Origin of the sequence: Sphingomonas sp. Leaf30, assembly GCF_001422525.1 — a bacterium.
GTDB classification, from domain to species: Bacteria; Pseudomonadota; Alphaproteobacteria; order Sphingomonadales; family Sphingomonadaceae; genus Sphingomonas; species Sphingomonas aerolata.
This window is the reverse complement of sequence record NZ_LMKZ01000002.1, coordinates 402,650-422,877: the sequence shown is the minus strand read 5'-3', so window position 1 is coordinate 422,877 and position 20,228 is coordinate 402,650. Positions and strand designations below refer to the sequence as shown.

Annotated in this window: 12 protein-coding genes; 4 read left to right on the top strand and 8 right to left on the bottom strand. The window is 67.0% G+C overall.

The window, feature by feature from the left end; all coding sequences use genetic code 11:
- Positions 1-53: 53 nt before the first annotated feature.
- The 3 genes from ASE89_RS08575 to ASE89_RS08565 are packed head-to-tail and all read left to right on the top strand — an operon-like array spanning position 54 to position 3,464.
- Positions 54-2,414 carry an FdhF/YdeP family oxidoreductase gene (locus ASE89_RS08575; protein ID WP_056676088.1) on the top strand — a complete coding sequence of 787 codons (2,361 nt, stop codon included), beginning with the start codon at positions 54-56 and terminating at the stop codon, positions 2,412-2,414.
- Positions 2,411-3,205, top strand: a complete 795-nt coding sequence (locus ASE89_RS08570; RefSeq protein WP_056676084.1) for a formate/nitrite transporter family protein — start codon at positions 2,411-2,413, stop codon at positions 3,203-3,205. Before ASE89_RS08575 ends, ASE89_RS08570 begins: the two co-directional genes overlap by 4 nt.
- Before the next feature lie 7 nt (positions 3,206-3,212).
- Complete coding sequence (locus tag ASE89_RS08565; RefSeq protein ID WP_056676081.1) at positions 3,213-3,464, top strand: hypothetical protein; 252 nt, start codon at positions 3,213-3,215, stop codon at positions 3,462-3,464.
- Positions 3,465-3,589: 125 nt separating this feature from the next.
- Here the strand turns inward: ASE89_RS08565 and ASE89_RS08560 are convergent, their stop codons facing one another.
- The 8 genes from ASE89_RS08560 to ASE89_RS08525 form a co-directional block, all read right to left on the bottom strand.
- A complete protein-coding gene (locus ASE89_RS08560) occupies positions 3,590-5,656 on the bottom strand; it encodes a catalase (protein WP_056676077.1) in 2,067 nt (688 codons plus the stop codon).
- A gap of 104 nt (positions 5,657-5,760) precedes the next feature.
- Positions 5,761-6,024 (bottom strand): hypothetical protein, encoded by a 264-nt coding sequence (locus tag ASE89_RS08555; RefSeq protein WP_156363367.1) that lies wholly within the window; start codon positions 6,022-6,024, stop codon positions 5,761-5,763.
- A gap of 98 nt (positions 6,025-6,122) precedes the next feature.
- The gene (locus ASE89_RS08550) at positions 6,123-8,039 is read right to left on the bottom strand and encodes an alpha-L-fucosidase (RefSeq protein WP_056676480.1); all 1,917 of its coding nucleotides are present in this window, start codon (positions 8,037-8,039) and stop codon (positions 6,123-6,125) included.
- A gap of 18 nt (positions 8,040-8,057) precedes the next feature.
- Positions 8,058-10,355 (bottom strand): GH92 family glycosyl hydrolase, encoded by a 2,298-nt coding sequence (locus ASE89_RS08545; protein ID WP_056676072.1) that lies wholly within the window; start codon positions 10,353-10,355, stop codon positions 8,058-8,060.
- Complete coding sequence (locus tag ASE89_RS08540) at positions 10,352-11,773, bottom strand: glycoside hydrolase family 125 protein (protein ID WP_056676070.1); 1,422 nt, start codon at positions 11,771-11,773, stop codon at positions 10,352-10,354. Before ASE89_RS08540 ends, ASE89_RS08545 begins: the two co-directional genes overlap by 4 nt.
- The gene (locus tag ASE89_RS08535; protein WP_056676068.1) at positions 11,770-14,307 is read right to left on the bottom strand and encodes a glycoside hydrolase family 3 C-terminal domain-containing protein; all 2,538 of its coding nucleotides are present in this window, start codon (positions 14,305-14,307) and stop codon (positions 11,770-11,772) included. The genes ASE89_RS08540 and ASE89_RS08535 overlap by 4 nt, the downstream gene beginning before the upstream one ends.
- Complete coding sequence (locus ASE89_RS08530) at positions 14,304-16,889, bottom strand: beta-mannosidase (RefSeq protein WP_056676065.1); 2,586 nt, start codon at positions 16,887-16,889, stop codon at positions 14,304-14,306. Before ASE89_RS08530 ends, ASE89_RS08535 begins: the two co-directional genes overlap by 4 nt.
- Positions 16,889-19,204, bottom strand: coding sequence for a beta-N-acetylhexosaminidase (locus ASE89_RS08525; protein ID WP_056676059.1), 2,316 nt, complete (start codon positions 19,202-19,204; stop codon positions 16,889-16,891). Before ASE89_RS08525 ends, ASE89_RS08530 begins: the two co-directional genes overlap by 1 nt.
- Positions 19,205-19,489: 285 nt before the next feature.
- Between ASE89_RS08525 and ASE89_RS08520 the strand changes: the two genes are divergently transcribed.
- Positions 19,490-20,227 carry a GntR family transcriptional regulator gene (locus ASE89_RS08520; RefSeq protein WP_031396151.1) on the top strand — a complete coding sequence of 246 codons (738 nt, stop codon included), beginning with the start codon at positions 19,490-19,492 and terminating at the stop codon, positions 20,225-20,227.
- The last annotated feature ends 1 nt before the right edge of the window (position 20,228 follow it).

Below are 20,228 nucleotides of genomic sequence, written 5' to 3'. Positions count from 1 at the left end.
TGCATGGACCCGGGCCTTTTCCGCGGTGACACGCCCGATTTGGAGATTTGAGTATGCGTAACAAGCGTCCCGACGGGATTGTCGACTATACCGGCCCGGCCGGTGGCTGGGGTGCGCTCAAGGCGGTCGCGACGTCGCTGAAGGCGCAGCAGATCGTGGTCCGCGGCGGGCAGACGCTGCTCAAATCCAACCAGCCCGACGGGTTCGACTGTCCGAGCTGCGCCTGGCCGGATCCCAAGCATACCTCGTCGTTCGAATTCTGCGAGAATGGCGCCAAGGCGGTGGCATGGGAATCCACGGCCAAGCTGATCGGCGCCGGCTTCTTCGCCAAGCACAGTGTCGCCGAGATCTGGAAGCAGAGCGATCACTGGATCGAGGATCAGGGTCGCGTCACCGAACCGCTGCGCTACAACGCCGCGACCGACCATTATGAGGTCGTGACCTGGGCGGAGGCGATGTCTGCGATCGGTGCGGGTCTTGCCGCGGTGCCGGATCCGAATCAGGCCGAATTCTATACCTCGGGCCGCTGCTCGAACGAGGCGGCGTTCCTCTATCAGCTGTTCGTGCGGCTGTACGGGACCAACAATTTCCCTGACTGTTCGAACATGTGCCACGAGGCGACGTCGGTCGGCCTCCCCAAGTCGATCGGGATCGGCAAGGGTACGGTCAGTCTTGAGGATTTCGACCATGCCGACCTGATCCTGTCGATCGGCCATAATCCGGGGACCAACCATCCGCGGATGATGGCGACGCTGCGCGAGGTGTCGCGCCGCGGTGGCAAGATCATCGTGTTCAATCCGCTGAAGGAACGCTCGCTCGAACGCTTCGAATCGCCGCAGTCGGTGGTCGAGATGGCGACGATGTCGGCGACCCAGATCGCCAGTTCCTATCTGCAGGTGAAGGTCGGCGGTGACGCCGCAGCGTTGAAGGGTATCGCCAAGGCACTCGTGGCGCTCGACGAGGCGGCGCGCGTGAGCGGCGGCGAACCCACGCTCGACCATGCGTTCATCGCTGAACATACCGACGGGCTCGAGCCCTATATCGCCGATCTCGCGCGGACCGACTGGGCCGATATCGAACAGGCCAGTGGTTTGCGCCGGGCGGATCTCGAGGACGTCGCGCGGATCTATGCGTCGTCCAAGGCGACGATCGCCTGTTACGGCATGGGGATCACCCAGCACCGCACCGGTACCAGCAACGTCCAGCAGCTTGCGAACCTGTTGCTGCTGCGCGGCAATATGGGCCGCCCCGGCGCCGGGATCTGTCCGCTGCGCGGGCATAGCAACGTGCAGGGCGACCGGACGGTCGGCATCACCGAACGCCCGATGCCGCTGTTGCTCGATCAGATGAAGAAGGTCTTCAACTTCGAGCCGCCGCGCGAGCATGGTCATTCGGTGGTCGAAAGCATCGCCGCGATGCGCGACGGCAAGGCCAAGGCGATCGTCTGCCTGGGTGGCAACCTCGCCATCGCGTCGTCCGATCCGCAGGCGTGCGCCGAAGGGTTCCGCAATCTCGATCTGGCGGTGCACATCACCACCAAGCTCAACCGCACGATGCTGTTGATGGCGAAGGACACCTATATCCTGCCATGCCTGGGGCGGACCGAGCTCGACACGCAGGCCGGTGGCCCACAGTCAGTCACCGTCGAGGATTCGATGTCGATGGTCCACGCCTCGCGCGGCTTCCTGATGCCGCCCGGCGAGAATGTGAAGTCGGAGATCTGGATCGTCGGCGAGATCGCCAAGGCGACGCTCAAGGGCAAGGGCGATATCGACTGGGATGCCTATGTCGCCAATTACGACCTGATCCGCGACAAGATCGAGGCCGTGTTCCCCGATTTCGCCGATTACAACGCGCGCATTCGCAAGCCCGGCGGGTTCCATCTGCCCAATTCCGCCGCGATGCGGATCTGGAAGACGAGCAGCGGCAAGGCGAACTTCATCGTCGCCGAGGGGATCGAGGAAGACGAGACCGCAAACGCGCCGGACGTGCTGCGTCTGACGACGCTGCGGGCGCATGATCAGTATAACACGACCGTCTACAGCCTCGACGACCGGTATCGCGGTGTCTTCGGCCGTCGCGACATCCTGTTCATGAACGAGCGTGACATGGCGCGGCTCGGCTATGCGGAGGGCGATGTCGTCGATGTCGCCACCGCGTTGCAATATGCGCATCCCGACCGCGTCGTGCAGAAGCTGACCTTGGTCCGCTATGCGCTGCCGGACGGGTGCATCGCGTCCTATTATCCCGAGACGCAGCCGCTGATCGCGCTCGAGGATCATGATCCGCAGAGCTTCACCCCGTCCTACAAGTCGGTTCCGGTCACGGTGCGGCGGGCTAGCGGGGATGTCGGTGCGGAGCGCGGCGTGGCGCGCGCGGGGGTCGTCGGCCAGAGCCAGGCCGCGATGGTATGAGCGCGGGATACGCGCCGACGATCGACACCTATGCGACGCTCGCGGCGGCCAAGGCCGCGGCGTGGCGTCGCTCACCGGTTGGCTTCTTTGCGGGCGCGATCCTGGCTGGAACCTATATCGGGATCGCGATGATCCTGGCGATCAGCGCGGCGGCGGGGCTTCCTCCTGGCGTCCGGCCGCTGGTGATGGGCGCGACGTTCGGGATCGGCCTGATCCTGACGGTATTCGCCGGCGCCGAGCTGTTCACCGGCTATGTCATGTATCTTGGCTTCGGCCTGGCGAAGCGGACCATCAGCTATGGTGAGGCGATCACGCTGGCGAGCGTCGTCTGGCTCGGCAATCTGGTCGGCGGCGTCCTGCTATCGGCAATCTTCGCAATCGGCGGGGGCGGCGCCGTGTTCGCCAATGCCGACACGATGTTCAACGCCTATGTCCAGCACAAGGTCGAGGCGGACGGGATCGCGTTGTTCGCGCGGGCGATCCTGTGCAACTGGCTCGTCTGTCTCGCGATCTGGACGGCGGCGCGGATGAAGGGCGATGCGGCCAAGTGCATCGCGATGGCCTGGATCCTGCTCGCCTTCGTCGCTGCCGGCTTCGAGCATTCGGTCGCCAACATGACCGCGCTCACGCTCGGCCTCATGGCGCCGCATCCGGTGATCAATCTGGCGGGCACGGTGCACAATCTCGTCGTCGTGACGGCGGGAAACACCGTCGGCGGGCTGGTCTTCGTCGTCTTCGGGTACATGCTCGCGGCCCGGACGGACGCCGCGGCCGCGCCCGCGGCGGACTGACGCGCACTTGGCCCGAAAGCATTATCTCACCGCGACGCTGCCCGATGGCTATGTGAAGACGATCGGGCCCACGGCGACGGCGTTCACGCATTACTGGCGGATCGTCGCGGTGCTCGCCAACGGCAAGACCGAAGTGTTCTGGGGGCACAGCAAGTCATTGGCCGAGGCGAAGAAGAAGCGCGTTGCGGCCGAGGAGGCGTCGATCCAGCGCGGCTGGCGATCGCACGCGTTCGAGATCGTCGAGCTCGTTCGCTCGTAGACCGTCAGCCCGTACAGCCGGGCCAGACGCGAAACGGCCGCCCCGCACATGATGTGCGGGGCGGCCGTTCTTCTATGCGACGAATGAGACCACGCACGAACGGCGGGATCTCATTCTTATACCGGTCAGGCGAGCATGCGGACGCTAGGCTCACGATCCCAATAGCGCTTTGCACCCGCGGTCGCGATGTCGGCCAGCGCCACCACACCCGCATCGGGCTCTACGCCAGCCTTGTCGAGAAGCGGCTTGGCCGCATCGCTGGCGCCGATCGCCTTCAGGTGACCGAACGCATCCATGACCCACTGGACCGCCGCGCCTTCCTTCAGGAGCATCTTGCACCCGTCGGCCGACAGGACGACCGCCACCGCGTCGAAGATCTGCGACGGGCTGCCCGCAAGCTGGCCCTGTGCCTTCTTCATGCTGCCATCGGCGAGCTTCGCGCCACCGACCTTGGGCGCGACCAGCACCGGTTTGCCGCCGGCACCCTCGACCGCCGCGACGACCGCGTCGATCTCCGCGCCATCCGACCCGTCGGCAATCAGGATCCCGACCTGACGGCCCTCGAGCGTCTCCTTCATGTTCTTCTGAATCGACAATGCCGGGCTCGGTGGCATGTCGACCGGAGCGCGGAACGCCGGATTGGCCGCCGGCAGGGGGATGCCGAGACCATCGGCAACGCGCGTGGCCAGTTCCTCGTTCACGTTGCGGAGGTTGGCGACGGTGCGCTCCTGAACATGCGCGAGACCGACCTTCGACAGCTCGAAGGTGAAGGCCGACGCGATATGCGCCTTCTCATTGTCGGTCGCCGACACCCAGAACAGCCGTGCCTGGCTATAATGATCGCCGAACAGTTCGGCGCGCATGCGCAGCTTCTCGCCCTGCTCGTCGGCACCGGTCGGGTTGGTGGTCGTCACGAAGCCGTTCGGCGACTCGCGTGGGCCGCCGTCTTCGCCGACAACCGACAGGCTGTTCGGCTCGTAATTGGCGCGACCCTTGGGCACCTTGGTCTGCATCATGCCGTCACGCTGGAAATTGCCGGCGGGGCTGCGCGGTGCGTTGACCGGGATCTGGTGGAAGTTGGTCGTGCCGAGACGCGACTTCTGCGTGTCGAGATAGCTGAACAAACGGCCTTGAAGCAGCGGATCGTTCGAGAAATCGATACCGGGGACGATGTTGGTCGGCAGGAACGCGACCTGCTCGGTCTCGGCGAAGAAATTGTCGACGTTGCGGTCGAGCACCATCCGGCCGATGATCCGGACAGGAACGTCCTCCTCGGGAATCAGCTTGGTCGAATCGAGCACGTCATAGGGCTGCGCCTCGGCGAACGCCTTGTCGAACACCTGGATGCCGAGCTCCCACTCGGGGAAGTCGCCGGTGTCGATCGCTTCCCACAGGTCGCGACGATGATAGTCGTTGTCCGCGGCCTGGAGCTTGAGCGTCTCGTCCCAGATCGTCGACTGGAGACCAAGCTTGGGCTTCCAGTGGAACTTGACGAAGCTCGACTTGCCTTCCTCGTTCACGAGTTGGAACGTATGGACGCCGAAGCCTTCCATCATCCGCAGCGAACGCGGCAGGGTACGGTCGGACATCGCCCACATCTGCATGTGCGTCGATTCCGGAGTCAGCGACGCCCAGTCCCAGAAGGTGTCGTGCGCCGAACCTGCCTGCGGATAGGCGCGATCGGCCTCCATCTTCACCGAATGGATCAGGTCGGGGAACTTGATCGCGTCCTGGATGAAGAACACCGGAATGTTGTTGCCGACGAGATCCCAGTTGCCCTCGGTCGTGTAGAACTTGACCGCGAAGCCGCGCACGTCGCGCGGGGTGTCGACCGAGCCGGCGCCGCCGGCGACCGTCGAGAAGCGCGTGAAGAGTTCGGTCTTCGTACCCTTCTTGAACACCGCCGCCTTGGTCAGATCGGAGATATCGTCGGTCGCTTCGAAATAGCCGTGCGCACCCGTTCCGCGCGCGTGGACGATCCGCTCGGGGATACGCTCGTGATCGAAGTGGAAGATCTTCTCGCGCAGCACGAAATCCTCGAGCAGCGTGGGACCACGCGCGCCGGATTTCAGGCTGTTCTGGTTGTCGGACACGGGCACGCCGTGGTTGGTAGTCAGGACGGGGACGTCGCCGCCTGCCTGCTGATGCGTCTCACCACCGTTGCCGGGGTTGCGCTGTTCGGTGTCGCTCATTGCGGATCCTTGCTGTCGAGGACGAAGTTCGGGGGCTCAACGTGTGATCCACCAGACCGGGTCCATGCAGGCGGCAAGGAATCGGCCTGCTTCATGTTAGGGGATCAGGTCGTGGGCGACGGATGTTGCCCGGACCACGCCGAACCGAGTCCGTTTCCAGCAGGTGCCCGGAATCGCCGGAGTTTTTTCGCCGACCGCCAGAGCAGAAGCAGGCCGATCGCGAACAGGAACAGCGCACCGAACAGGAAGGCGAGGTAGAATCCTGGTGCGAGCCAGGCCGATCGTATCACCGGCGCGGCCTCGGCACCGTCCACGGCGACCCCTGCCATGCTGGTCATCGGCGTTGCACTGGTTTCGATCGCTGTCATGGCGTGTCCCCGGCCGGACCGGCGCCGTCGCGGCACCGGATCCGACCTGAGGTATGCCCGCGATTTATTTCACGCGTGGGACAGACCGTATCATAGCGTCACCCGCTGCGCGGCCGGAACGCGCCGATTCCGGCGATTGCCAGGCGGCGGGCAGGAATTGCTGTTTCGGCAAAGCTGAGGCGGAGCAGACGGGCCGTGACCGGCGCCGCAAACGCAATGCGCTGAGTCGCGAGCGCATAGGCGATGTTCGGCAGTTCGCCCTTGCCGGCCTCTTGCCAGTTGGTGCCGTCGGTGCTCGTCTCGATCCGGTAGCCCTTTGGCGGTGCGGTATTTGCCATCACCGCGCGCGACGGCGTCAGGCTGAACCCGGCGAGCGTCTCGGTCGCGCCGAGGTCGATCGTCACCGAGGCGGGGGCGCCGGCTTTGGGGGCGGGCAGCGCCCAGCTCGTCGCGGTGTCGTTGTCGAGCAGTGCCTGCGCGCCCGGGGCGGAGGCGGCCGCGATCGACCAGCGCGTCGTGGCGACGATGCTCGGGTCCGATGCGACGACGGTGGCGACCGCGGCGGGCGCGACCTGGCGGAAAAGCGCGATCTCGCGGATCGCGGGGCAGGCGGGGGCCTCGAGGATTCGCAGACGCAGGCGGCGGGCCGTGACCGGTGCGGGCAGGCGGATGATACGCTGCGCGCCGATGCAGGCGTGCTGCGCCAGCTCGCGCCACCGGCCGTCCACTTCGGCATCGACCGCAAACCGCGTCACGCGCAGCCCGAGCGGGAGATATTCGCGCAGGCGGATGAGGTCGAAGACCCGGCCGGGCGGAAGGTCGAGCACGAGACTGGGCGTCGTGATCCCGTCGGCGGTCGACCAATAGCTGTCGGCGCGACCGTCGAGGACATTGGCCGGCAAAAAGCCTGCGCCGCGGCTCTGGCTGGCGGTCGCGACCGCACCCTGAGCGAGGTCGCGCGCGAAGGTGGCGGCCTGCGCGGTGCCGAACGACTTCAGCACGGCGACGTCGATATCGGCGAGGCGGCCGCGCCGGTCGGGTGGCAGGTTGAGGTTCAGGTTGGTGCCGCGACCGACCGACTCGTCGTACAGCTTTACCAGCCGCGCGGGCGTCTTGACCTTCGCATCCTCGTCCGCGTGATAGAACCAGCCCGGCCGGATCGAGACGTCGGTCTCGGCCGGCCACCAGAGCGGCGCACCCCGCACGCCCGAATTGCCCTCGCTCTGGACATAGGGATGGTTCGGCATGGTCGGCCAGCAGGGATCGCCTGCGACCCCGTCCTCATTGCCGACCCAGCGCACGTCGGCGCCGAGCGGATCGAAGGTGCAGGCCATCGGCTGATGCTGATGGACCAGCGCGACGATCGACGGCCAGTTGTAATATTTTGGTGCATCGATCTTCCGCGTGTCGCGCGCGCCGCCATAATAGCCGTCGCCACCATTCGCGCCGTCGAACCAGAATTCGAACAGGGTGCCATAGCGCGTGCAGAGTTCGACCACCTGCTTGCGGAAATAGTCGACATAGGCCGGGCGGCCATATTCCGCGTGATTGCGATCCCAGGGCGAGAGGTACAGCCCGAAATCGAGCCCGGCCCGCCTGGTCGCGCGCTCCATCTCGCCGACGACATCGCCCTTGCCGTTCTTGTACGGGCTGTTGCGGATGCAATGCTCGGTCAGCATCGTTGGCCACAGGCAGAAGCCGTCATGATGCTTGGCGGTCAGGATGATGCCGCGCATGCCGCCTGCCTTGGCCGCCGCGACGATCTGGTCGGGGTCGAAATCGGTCGGATCGAAGAGCTTGGGATCCTCGTCGCCATAGCCCCATTCGCGATCGGTGAAGGTGTTTATCGAGAAATGGACAAAGGCATATTGCTCGCGCGCATGCCAGGCGAGCTGGCGTTTCGACGGCGTCGCACCCCATGGCTTGGGGGCGGCCGCGCGGGTCGCCGCGAGCGCAGGCGTCGCGGTTGCGGCCAAGCCCGAGGCGAGCAGGAGGCGGCGGGAAACTTCGGTCATCATCGTCTCCATGGGAATTCAGGCGGCGGGGCGGCCGAACGAGGGGGGGCGGTCAGCGAGCTTCGCGCCGAACGCCGGATCGGGGGTGGCGGACATTGTGAAGCGCAGCGTACCGCCGGCGACGAGGTCCGCATGCGCGATCCAGCTTTTCGTCCAGGGCTTGCCGTTCCAGGTGACCGCGGTGACATAGGGCGTATCGGCGCGATTGCCTGGCGCCTCGATCACGACCTTGCGCTTGCCCCCGACCTTGAGTTCGGCGCGGGTGAAGAGCGGCGAGCCGAACACATAGACCGCCGCGACCGGATCGACCGGGTAGAGGCCGAGCGCGGACATCACGAACCATGCGCTCATCTGGCCGCAATCGTCATTGCCGATGATCCCGTCGGGCGCGCGCTTGTACATCGTCGTCAGGATCTTGCGGACCAGCGCCTGCGTCTTCCAGGGCTGGCCGACATAGGCGTAGAGATACGGCACGTGCTGATCAGGTTCGTTGCCGTGCGCATATTGGCCGATCAGCCCCGATATGTCGGGCGGCGCGTCCCTGGGCAGCGTCGACGGCGCAGCGAACAGCGCGTCGAGGCGCGCGGCGAATTTCGCATCGCCACCGAAATGCGCGATCTGGCCGTAGAGATCATGCTGGTTGAGGAAGGTCGTCTGCCAGCCATTGGCTTCGGTGAAGTCGTGGTAGCGCTTGATGTGGCCGAGCTGGATCGGGTCATAGGGCGTCAGCCAGCTGCCATCAGCGAGTTTGGGCCGCGCCAGGCCGATCGCCGGGTCGAGCACGTTGCGATAGTTCCGGCTGCGCTCGCGCAAGCGGGCCGCGTCATCGGTCGCGCCGGCCCTGGCCGCGAGGGCGGCCATCGCCCAGTCGTCATAGGCATATTCCTGCGTTCGGCTGACCGACTCGTCGACCTGATCGGCAGGCAGATAGCCGCGCGCGATATAGGTGCCGCGCGCGCGGCTGTTGACAAGGTCGGGGGCCTTGGCGTCGAACGCGCGCGTGCGGATCGCCGGCCAGGCGGCGGCATAGTCGGCGTCGATGCCCTTGGCCGCGGCCTCCGCCATGATCGCGACCGAATGCCAGCCGATCATCGTGCCGGTCTCGACCCCCTGGAGCGGCCAGCAGGGCGGGCCATAGGCGCTCTGCTGCGTCTGGCGGACCAGGTCCCGGACGAGCGACCGCGCGCGATCGGGCGCGACCAGCGTCAGTAGCGGGTGGAGCGTACGATAGGTGTCCCAGGTCGAATAGGTGCTGTAGGCCTGTTCGCCCTTGGGCACGCTGTGGACCAGCCGGTCGAGCCCGACATAGCGGTCGTCGACATCCGAAAACAGCGTCGGCGCGAGCATCGCATGATAGAGCGCGGTGGCCATGACGACGCGCTGGTCGTCGCTGCCGCCGTCGATCTTAACGGTCTTGAGCGCATCGGCCCAGTCGCCGATGGCCTGCCGCCGCGCGGCATCGAAGTCGCGCGAGGCCGAGGCGGCGAGGTTGGTCCGTGCGCCCGCCATGTCGACCGCGGAGACCGCGGTCCGCACGACGATCGGGGCGGATCCCGCATCGTCGTAGTGCAGCACCGCGCGCACGCGGTCGGCGGTCGCGATCGCGCCGTTGACGACCTGGTCGCCCGCATGGAGCGTGATCCGGTCGGGCTTGCGGGAGACCTGCATCGCGAAGTGGATGCGGCGCCCCTTGGCCCAGCGGAAGGTGCGGCGGCTGCCGATCAGGATGCCGTCCGATTCGAGTTCGATCCGGCTGTCGTCGATCAGCGGGCCTTCGCCCGGGCGGCTGTCGCGGTAGTTGCCGAGGTCGATAAGGAGATGCCCGGGGCCGGCAGGAAAGCGGTGCCGCTGCCAGCCGACGCGCGCTTCGGCGGTGAGTTCGGAGCGAACGCCGTTGCCGAGCGTGCAGGCATAATAGCCGGGCTCGGCACTCTCCTGCGCATAGGTCTGGCGATAGCCTTCGCCGGGACGGTCGGGCGCGCCGGGGCGCAGCTTGACCGGGCCGCGGGCAGGCACGACGAGCACGTCCATCATGTCGGCGATACCGGTGCCCGACAGATGCGTGTGCGAAAAGCCCATGATCGACGGGTCACCGCGATGATAGCCCGAGCAGTTCGCCCAGTTCTCCGTATCCGTATCGGGGCTGACCTGGACCATGCCGAAGGGCACGGTCGCGCCGGGATAGGTATGACCGTCACCGCCGGTCCCGATCCACAGATCGGGCACCGCGCGCGACCGGCCGGCAAAGGCCGGGATCGCGCCGCTCAGGGCCAACGCACCGGTCGAGCCGAGCAACGCACGTCGCGTGAGCCTCATAACGGCGCCGCCAGCAGCTCGGGGCGGGTATCGGCAAGATGGACGAGCAGTTCCCCGAACAGTCCGTTTGTCCAGGCGAACCAGCTGCGCGTGAACTTGGTGGGATCGTCCTTGTCGAACGCCTCGTGCATGAAGCCTGTGTCGGCATCCGTATCGCGCAGCATTCTGAGGCAGCTGCGGACGGTCGCGTCGTCGGCGCCGGCAAGCGCGCGGATGATCAGCGACATCGGCCAGATCTGGCCGAGCCCGACATGCGGGCCGCCGATCCCCTCCGCCTTGGTGCCCTTGAAGAAATAGGGATTGGCGTCGCTCCATGCCGCTTCGGCGGTGCGGCGCCAGAGCGGGTCGGTGGCGGGAACGCAGCCCATATAGGCGAGCGCGGACAGCGACGGCACGTTGGCGTCGTCCATGAAGACCGCGTTGCCGAACCCGTCGACCTCATAGGCCCAGACCTCGCGGCCGTCGCGCAGCCGCATCTTGCCATGCGCATTGAGCGCGGTCTCGACCTCGGCCGCAAGCGCGGTGGCATCGGCGGCGAGCGCGGTGTCGTTGCGCGCCTCCTTCGCGACGACAGCCAGTTCGCGCAGCGTCGTCACCGCGAAATTATTGGCCGGGATAAGATAGGGATAGAGGCAGGCATCGTCGGACGGACGAAAGCCGCACTGGATCAGGCCGTTCGGCTTGGCGGGATTGCCCCAGCCCTCGAGCGCCATCGTCTCGGTATTGCGGTTCGAGGCGCGCAGGAAGCTATAGGGTCCGCGGCCGTCCTTACGCTGCTGCTCGCGATAGGTGCGCAGGCTGGCGCGTGCTGCCTCCGCCCAGGTCGCGTCGAACGGGGTCGCGTCGCGCGTCGCCTGCCAATAGCCATAAGCGAGACGCATCGGGTAGCAGAGTGAATCGATCTCCCATTTGCGCTCGGCAACACCCGGTTTCATCTCGGTCTGGTCGTGCAGCGCCCAGCTCAGCTCGGTCTTGCCGGCGGGATCCTCGAGAAATGCGTTGGCATAGGGATCGAGCAGGATCGAGCGCGACTGGCGGGCGATCAGCCCGCGGAACACGGTGCGCAGCGCGGGATCGTTGCGGACGAGGTGGAGATAGGGGCGGAGCTGCGCCGAGCTGTCGCGCAGCCACAGGCACGGAATGTCGCCGGTGATGACGAAGGCATCGGGCGCACCGCCGATGGTCGACATCCGCACGGTCGTATCGAGCGTGTTGGGATAGCAGTTGCCGAACATCCAGCGCAGCTTCGGATCGGCGATCCGGGCCGAGACGCGGGCGATCTCGCGTTCCACCGCCCGGCTCTTGAACAGACGGTCGGCGACGGCGGGGCGCTTGGAGGGCAGGTTCGGGCGGGCGGCAAAAGCAGGGGTGCCGACGAGCGCGAGCCCGCCGGCGATCAACGAACGGCGATCGATCATTTGGGCAGCCCCACCGCTGCGCCGGTGATCGTCAGGTCGGTCCATTGTCCCTCGCCGTCGCCGGGCTGGCCGCCGCCGACATAGAGGCGATAGGCGCCGGGCTGGATCGTGCGCGTGCCGTCACGCGCGACGCTGCTCATCGAGCGGGGATCGAGCGCGAACGAGACGGTGCGCGACTGGCCGGGCTTGAGTGCGACGCGGTTGAAGCCGACGAGCTGGCGCTGGAGCACCGCGGTGGTCGCTCCGCCGCCGGTAGTCGCGGTCGGGACGAGATAGGCCTGAACCACCTCTTCGCCCGCGCGCGCGCCGGTGTTCGAGACCTTCGCCGCGATCGTGAGCGGCTGGCCGGCGGCGACGGTGAGGCCGGGCTTTGCCGCGGCATAGCCGAAGCTGGTATAGCTCAGCCCGTGGCCGAAGCCCCAGAGCGGCTTGCCGGTGAAGTATCGATAGGTGCGCTCCTTCATCGTATAGTCGATGAAGGCGGGCAGATCGCTGGCAGACTTGTAGACGGTGACGGGGAGGCGACCCGAGGGGTTGTTGAGCCCCGCGAGCGTCTCGGCGATCGCGGTGCCGCCGGCCTGGCCCGGATACCAGGCGGTCAGGATCGCGTCGGCGAGCGACGGATCGACCGCCACCGCGCTGCCGCTGGTCAGGACGAGGATGACGGGTTTGCCGGTCGCGCGCAGTGCTTTCAGCAGCGCCTGTTGCGCGAGCGGAAGCCCGATGTCGGTGCGGTCGCCGCCGACGAAGCCGGGGACACTGACCGACAGCGCTTCGCCCTCGAGATCGGGCGACAGGCCCATCACCGCGACGACGACGTCCGACGCGTTTGCGGCGGCGACGGCGGCGGCGAGCATCGGCGCGGCGGGCGGCGTCCAGAGCAGGCGGATGCCTTCGTCGTCGCTGCGGTGATCGAGCTCGAGGCGGAAGGCGGCGGGCTTGCCGTCGCTGGAGACCGGGATCTCGACGCGGCCCTTCTTGACCTCGCCCGCAGTGAGCTGGCGGTCGCCGATCCAGAGGCGTGCGACGTCATGGACCGAACAGTCCTTCCAGCACGCCGGGACGTCGATCACCAGCGTATAGTCACCCGCGGCGGGCGGAGTGAAGACGCCCGACCAGCGGACGGCGAAGCTGCGGCCAAGCCCGGGCGCCGGACTGACGCGGTTGAGGTCGGCATCGATGCGGCGTTCGGTGCGCGTCAGCACCGGCGTGCCGCCGGTCGTCCCGGTACCAGCGAAATATTCGGCCTTCAGACCCTGTGGAAAGACGGTTTCGGGAACCACCACCGGCGCGCCGTCGGCGAGCACGGAGCCCTGGGCATAGCGGACATTGGCGGCGCCGAACTGTTTGCGGATACCGTCGAGCGGGGTGACCGGGGCGACCGCGGTGCCGTGATAATTGCCCTGGAGCACGCCGATATCGTCGGCATTGGTGCCGATCACCGCGATCCGGCTGCCCGATTTGAGCGGCAGGCGGCTGGCGTCGTTCTTGAGCAGCACGATCGATTTGCGCGCCGCTTCGAGTGCGAGCGCACGGTGCGCGGGGGTGTCGACCTGATCGGTGCCGATCTTGCTCCACGGGCTGTCGCCGCCGAACGCGATGCCCAGCGCGCGGCGGGCGCGGAAGGCCCGCGTTAGCGCGGTGTCGACCTCGGCCTCGCTCACCAGGCCCTGGCGGACCGCGGCGGGGAGCCCGGCATAGGCGGTGCCGCAATTGAGGTCGGTGCCGCCCCTGATCGCCGCCGCCGCTGCGCCGGGCGTGTCGAGCCGGTAGTGGTGATAGGTGCTGATATTACCGACCGCGTCGCAATCCGAGACGGTGAAGCCGGTAAAGCCCCAGTCGCGCCGCAGCCGGTCGACCATCAGCGGCGACGACGCGCAGGCGGGCACCCCGTGGATCGAGTTGTACGCGCACATCAGCGAGAGCGCCTTGCCCTCGGTCACCGCCTGACGGAAGGCGGGCAGGTAGGTTGCTTCCAGATCCTGCGGGCTGGGGTCGACGTCGAAACTGTCGCGCCCGGCCTCGGGGCCGCTGTGCACCGCGAAATGCTTTGGCGTGGCGACGACCTTGGGGTGAAGCGGGTCGGGGCCCTGGAGACCGCCGATGAAGGCGACGCCGAGCCGCCCGGTCAGATACGGGTCCTCGCCATAGGTTTCCTGCCCGCGCCCCCAGCGCGGATCGCGGAAGATGTTGATGTTGGGCGACCAGATCGTCAGCCCTTCATAGATGCGGCGATCGGCATTGGCGGGCTTCGCATTGAAGCGCGCGCGTGCCTCGGTCGCGACGACGTCGCCGATCTTGCGGACGAGCACCGGATCCCAGGCCGCGGCCATGCCGATCGCCTGCGGGAACACGGTCGCATGACCATTGCGCGCGAGACCGTGCAGTCCCTCGTTCCACCAGTCATAGGCGGGCAGGCCGAGCTTCGCATCGGCGGGCGCGGTGCTCTGCAGCTGCGCGGCCTTTTCCTCCATCGACATGGTGGCGACTGCGGTGGCGACGGGATCGGCGGAGGCGAGCAGGAGCCAGATCATCGGGCAAGGGTCCTCAAGGTAAGCGATTTGCGCAGTGTGGCAGGTGACGCGTCCGACGCAACGGCGACGGTCCGCGTCTCGCCCGGCAGAAGATCGAACCCGTCATCGGCGGGCTGCGCCGCCACGTCCCCGAAATCGAGCATGACCGCGCGGGCGAAGCGGCTGGCAGTGATCGTCGCGGTCGAGCCCGACCAGGTGACGCTCAGGCCCGGATCAGGATAGGCCATGTCCTTGGGCAACGCGCGTTCGATGATCGCACGACTGGCGACCGCGTCACCGACGATCAGCTCGGCGACCGCATAGCTGGCCCCCAGCGCGGCACTGCCGAACAGCGTCGCGTCGGGGAGCGTCGCGGCGCGCGTCGACGAGAGCGGCGGCAGCGTCGCGGGCGTGGTGGTGTCGTTCAGCACGGCGCCCGCCATGTCCATCGCGCGCACCCGCCAGCGCGCGGCGATCGGCGTGGTCGCGTCGGAGATCAGCGAGATCCGCGTCGCGCCATCCTTGTGCTCCGCGGCGATTGCCTGGGGTGCGAAGAAGCGCCGCGCGGCATAGTTCAGCAGCTTCCACTGGCCATCATGATCGATGCTCGCCCAGCTGATCGAGGGCCAGACGTCGTTCAGCTGCCAGTAGAGCGATCCCATCGTCACCGGGCGGCACGCACGGTGATGCAATGCGGCGATGCGGATCGCCTCGGCCTGGTTGACCTGCGTCAGATAGACGAGATCGGCAAAGTCCTTTGCCGGGCGCAGGCGATCGCGCAGATACATCAGCAGGCGCTCATTGCCCTCGCCGGCGAGGAATTTCTGATGCGCCTTCATCACCGGACTGTCGGCGGCCAGCGGGCCCTTGCCCGCGAAGTCGCGGATCGTCGCGAGGTCCGGCATCGCCTGGAACCCATATTCGGACATGAAGCGCGGGCAGCTGTCGAGATAGCCTTCGACCGGCTTCGAGCCGGACCAGACATCCCAGAAATGGCGATCGCCATTCTTGTCGGTGTCGGTCGGGCCCTCATAATCGGTCGAGGGGGAGCCCGGCCAATAGGGGGTGCCGGGCGAATATTTCGTCACCGCCTGGCGCAGCACGCGGTCGAACAGGACCGCCATGCCCGCGCCGATCCGCTCCTGCTCATCCGCGCCGACCGCCTTCTTGAACGCCTTGCGATCGGACCAGTTCTCCCAGCCCGACAGCACTTCGTTGCCGCCGGCCCAGATCACGACCGACGGATGCGAGCCGATCCGGGCGACCTGCTGCTCGGCTTCGATCCGGACATTCTCGCGGAATGCGGCATCGGGCGGCGTGACGCTGCCGCCGAACATGAAGTCCTGCCACACCATCAGCCCCATGCGGTCGGCCAGGTCGTAAAAGGCGTCGTCGAGATAATAGCCGCCGCCCCAGACGCGGATCATGTTCATGTTGGCGTCCGCCGCGCCCTTCAGGATCGTCTGCATATAGGCGGGGGTGACGCGCGACGGGAACATGTCGAACGGGATCAGGTTCGCGCCCTTGGCGAAGATCGGCGTGCCGTTGACCTTGAAGCCGAAGCTGCCGTCCTTGCGGATCAGTTCGACCGTGCGCAGGCCGATCCGCCGCGTGACACTGTCCTCTGCGGTCGCTTGCGCGCCGGCGAGCGAGGCGGTGACGGTGTAGAGCGGCTGCGCGCCATAGCCGATCGGCTGCCAACGCTGCGGCGCGGCGATCGTCAGCGGGAGCGAGACGCTGTTGCTGCCGGCGGCGAGCGTGACGCTACGGTCGACCGTGACGGTCTTGCCGTCGGGACCCGTGACCACGGCGTGGACGGTGGTGCGACCGGGCGTGTCGGCGACGATGTCGAGCCTGGCCGCGATCCGCGCCTCGGCGTCGCTCAGATCCTCCTGCTCGACCCGGAACGTCTCGATCCGCGCCTCGTCCCAGATCTCGAGACGGACCGGGCGCCAGATGCCGATATTGACGATCCGGGGACCCCAGTCCCAGCTGTAATGGTATTTGGGTTTGCGAATATAAGGCGAGGTCTGCTTGCCCTTGGGCTCGTCGCCGAACGCGCTGTCATATTCGCCGGGAAGCGGGTGCTTCTCGGCGAGCACCATCGGCTGCAGCGTGCGGATCGGCGAGGCGATCGTCACCAGCACCTCGTTGCGGCCAGCCTTCAACGCCGATTTCGCGTCCACCCGCCAGCGACGGTGCGCGTTGTCGGTCTTGAGCAGCGGCGTGCCGTTGACGGTGACGGTCGCAAAGGTGTCGAGACCGTCGAACACGAGGTCGAGATGGTCGCGCGCGAGCATCGCTGGCGTGACGTCGAGCACGCGGCGGAACTGCCACCGGGTCAGCCCGGCCCACTGGATCGCGCCCTCGTTCATGCCCTTATAGGGATCGGGGACGCGGCGCGCGGCGATCAGGTCCTGCTGGACCGATCCCGGCACGGTGGCCGCGAGCCATTTCGCCTCACGCTTGTGCGCGGCGACCGCGCTCGTGTCGGTCGGATCGATCCGCACCTGCCAGTCGCGGTCGAGCGTGACCACCGTCTTCGGGGCCGAGATCGCGGGCGAGGCGAGTGCTAGGAGAGGGAGTAGGAACCAGCGACGCATCAGCGTGTCTCCGTGAGTTGCATCCGCTCGACCGCATAATAGGGATCGGACGTGGGGGAGGTGAATTGCAGGCAGATGTCGCGGTCGCCGGTCAGCGCAGGCAGGCGGCCCTTGACGCTGAACCGGGTGGCGGCGGTTGCCGGATCGGGAAGCGGGAAGGTGCCGGCGACGACCGGCTTGGCACCCGCCACGGTGCAGCCGACGAGCACGATCAGCTCGCCGTGCGGGGTGACGTTATAGTGCCGGCGCAGCTTGGTATCTTCATGCGCCAGCGCATAATGACGCGGCAGGCGGGCGATATCGATCGTGAAGCCCTTTGCGACGTCCATCGGCGCGGCGGGATAGGCGGTGCACAGGTCGAACAGGTCGATATTGTACACCGGTGCGTTCGCCTGCGCCTCCGGCGTCAGCGGCACGCGGAGTGCGAGCGAACCCTTGGGACAGGCGACCATGTCGGACGCCGTGCGCGTCAGCAGTGCCTGACGGCCGGTATCGAACAGGCGTGGCTCGGCGATCTGCTGACCGGCGGCGTCGAACGCGGCGGCGCGGATCTTGACCCCGGGTTTGATCGACAGCGGCGCCGTATAGGCGGGCGACCGCGCGCCGGGGGCCTTGCCGTCGAGCGTGTAGCGGATCGTGCCATAGGGCGCCTGCGTCGCCAGCGAGACCTTGGCGCTTTTGGTGCGCAGCGCATCGCCGCGCGTGCCAGCGAGCGTATAGCCGACTGCAAACGCGCTGTCCGCGACCTGCATGCCGGAGGTGCGCCAGCGGCCGATCTGCGGCTGGACCCGCTCGAGAAAGCTGCCGAAGTCGCGCTTGTCCTTGCCCGACCAGGTGATCTCGGCGAGCGCGGCGGCGCGCGGGAAGATCAGATGCTGCATCTGATAGGGCGTGACGATGTACTCACTCCACAGATTGCCCTGTGCACCGAGCACGTGATGCGCCTTGTCAGCGGGGATCCCCGCGGGCATCGGCTCGTATTTGTACACGGTCTCGAGAGACTGGATGTCGATCCGGCCCGGCGGTTCGTCGCTGCGATCGCTTTGCAGGCTGTTGAGGTAGAGTGTCGGTGCAGGTGAGAGGACGACGTCGTGGTTCTGGTTCGCGGCCTCGACCGCGCCCTTCTCCCCACGCCACGACATCACCGATGCGGAGGCGGGGAGGCCGCCTTCGAGGATTTCGTCCCAGCCGATCAGGCGGCGGCCCTTGCTGGCGAGATATTCGCCGAACTGGTCGATCATCCAGCTCTGCAGCCCGTTCTCGTCCTTGATCCCGAGCTTGAGCATCTGCGCCTGGACTTCGGGGCTGCGTTCCCACTGATCCTTGACCGCCTCGTCGCCGCCGAGATGGACATAGGTGCCGGGGAAGACCGCCATGATCTCGTCGAGCACCGTCTTGACGAAGGCGATGCCCTTGGGGCCGGGGTTGAAGAGATAGGGGTTCACGCCCCAGTCGCTGCTGACCTTCGGTGTGTCGCCGAGGACGCCGAGCTCGGGATAGGCCGCGACGAGCGCCTGGGCGTGGCCGGGCAGGTCGATCTCGGGGACGATGACGATGCCGCGTTCGGTCGCATAGGCGACGAGCTTGCGCAGCTCGTCCTGCGTGTAGAAGCCGCCGACCTGCGTGCCGGGCGCCTCGCCGGTCGAGGGCGAGGTCCGGACGCTGCCGATCGCGGTCAGCCGGGGATAAGCCTTCACCTCGAACCGCCAGCCCTGATCGTCGGTGAGGTGGAGATGGAGCGTGTTGAGCTTCACCGACGCCATCTGGTCGACGATCGCATAGAGCGAGGGCAGCGACTGGAAATGCCGTGCGGTGTCGATCATCAGCCCGCGCCAGCCGAAGCGGGGGGCGTCGTCGATCGTGACCGCTGGGATCCGGACGGGCTGGCCGAACGCGCGATCGGGGCTGATCAGCTGCGCCAGCGTCATCGCGCCATAGACAAGCCCGGCATCGCCCGACGCCGCGATCCGAACGCCCGACGCATCGACCGTCAGACGATAGGCTTCCGCGCCTTTGATCGTCGCGTCGCGATCGATCCGGATCACGCCGCGCGCGCCGGTCGCCAGCGTCAGGCCGCGTTCGGTCTTCACATGGGCGAGGAGCAGACGGGCGGCGGCGGTGGTGCCGGCATCGCCGGGATCGGCGGACACCGTGCTGCCCGTCACGATCGTCACGGCGCCGGTTCCGCGCGTCATCGCTGCGGGTTGCGGGACGAGCGGCAGGCGGTCCTGTGCATCGGCCACGCCGGTGGTGCCGAGCATCATGCCGGTCGCGATAAGCGCGCATCCGAAACGGGGGGGTGCGTTTGACCGCATGATTTCTGCTCCCGGTAACCGGCTCCTCACGGCCGCTGGTCGGGGAATGTAACCAATATAGGTCCAGACACAAGCCGTTGATTGGCCAGCGTCCTGAAAGCAGGTCCCGAACCTTTGCAAAGTTTGCCACTGTTTCAGCCGATCTGGCAGCTTCGACCCGTTTTGGACGGAAATACCAATATAATCCTTGGCGCCGGTCTGGTTGCCGCGCGGCTGTGCTTTGGCTATCCTCCCGCGCCAGGACAGGGTGTGGCGCGCTTCGGGCTGCCAGTCAAAGGGGGGTACATGGCGTTTTCCGATGATATCGGACGCTTTCGCAAGGGCAATCCGTCGCCGCTCTATCTTCAGTTGCAGGATCTGATCCGCAACGCGATCGGCGAGAAGCTGCTCGTCCAGGGCAATGCGATCCCCGCCGAACGCGATCTGGCGATCGAATATGACGTCTCGCGCATCACCGTGCGCAAGGCGATCGGCGGGCTCGTCGAGGAAGGACTGCTGACGCGGCGCCGGGGTGCAGGCACGTTCGTCGCCGGCCGCGTCGAAAAGAGCTTCTCGAAACTGTCGTCGTTCAGCGAGGACATGGCGGCACGCGGCCGGACATCGAGCAGCACCTGGATCTCGCGATCGGCGGGCCAGGTGAACCCCGAAGAGGCGATGGCGCTCGGCCTGTCGCCGGGGGCGCCGGTGTTCCGCTTCAACCGCATCCGCTATGCCGACGAGGAGGCGATGGCGCTCGAATTCTCGACCATCGCGGGCTATTGCCTGACCTCGGTCGATGGCGTGACGGACTCGCTCTATGCCGCGCTCGAAGCGGCGGGGAGCCGACCGGTGCGCGCATTGCAGCGGCTGCGGGCGGTGCCGTTCGGGGGCGAGCATGCGCGGATGCTGGGGGTCGATGCCGGTCATGCCGGGCTGCTGATCGAACGCCGCGGCTTCCTGCGCGACGGACGCGCGGCTGAATTCACGCGCTCCTATTACCGCGGCGACGCCTATGACTTCGTCGCCGAACTGGCCGACATCTGAT

Bases quoted from the DNA above. Each gene is read 5' to 3' on its own strand.
- ASE89_RS08540 (WP_056676070.1), bottom strand. From the start codon at position 11,773: ATGATCGATCGCCGTTCGTTGATCGCCGGCGGGCTCGCGCTCGTCGGC.
- ASE89_RS08550 (WP_056676480.1), bottom strand. From the start codon at position 8,039: ATGACCGAAGTTTCCCGCCGCCTCCTGCTCGCCTCGGGCTTGGCCGCA.
- ASE89_RS08545 (WP_056676072.1), bottom strand. From the start codon at position 10,355: ATGAGGCTCACGCGACGTGCGTTGCTCGGCTCGACCGGTGCGTTGGCC.
- ASE89_RS08575 (WP_056676088.1), top strand. From the start codon at position 54: ATGCGTAACAAGCGTCCCGACGGGATTGTCGACTATACCGGCCCGGCC.
- ASE89_RS08525 (WP_056676059.1), bottom strand. From the start codon at position 19,204: ATGCGGTCAAACGCACCCCCCCGTTTCGGATGCGCGCTTATCGCGACC.
- ASE89_RS08530 (WP_056676065.1), bottom strand. From the start codon at position 16,889: ATGCGTCGCTGGTTCCTACTCCCTCTCCTAGCACTCGCCTCGCCCGCG.
- ASE89_RS08520 (WP_031396151.1), top strand. From the start codon at position 19,490: ATGGCGTTTTCCGATGATATCGGACGCTTTCGCAAGGGCAATCCGTCG.
- ASE89_RS08555 (WP_156363367.1), bottom strand. From the start codon at position 6,024: ATGACAGCGATCGAAACCAGTGCAACGCCGATGACCAGCATGGCAGGG.
- ASE89_RS08570 (WP_056676084.1), top strand. From the start codon at position 2,411: ATGAGCGCGGGATACGCGCCGACGATCGACACCTATGCGACGCTCGCG.
- ASE89_RS08560 (WP_056676077.1), bottom strand. From the start codon at position 5,656: ATGAGCGACACCGAACAGCGCAACCCCGGCAACGGTGGTGAGACGCAT.
- ASE89_RS08535 (WP_056676068.1), bottom strand. From the start codon at position 14,307: ATGATCTGGCTCCTGCTCGCCTCCGCCGATCCCGTCGCCACCGCAGTC.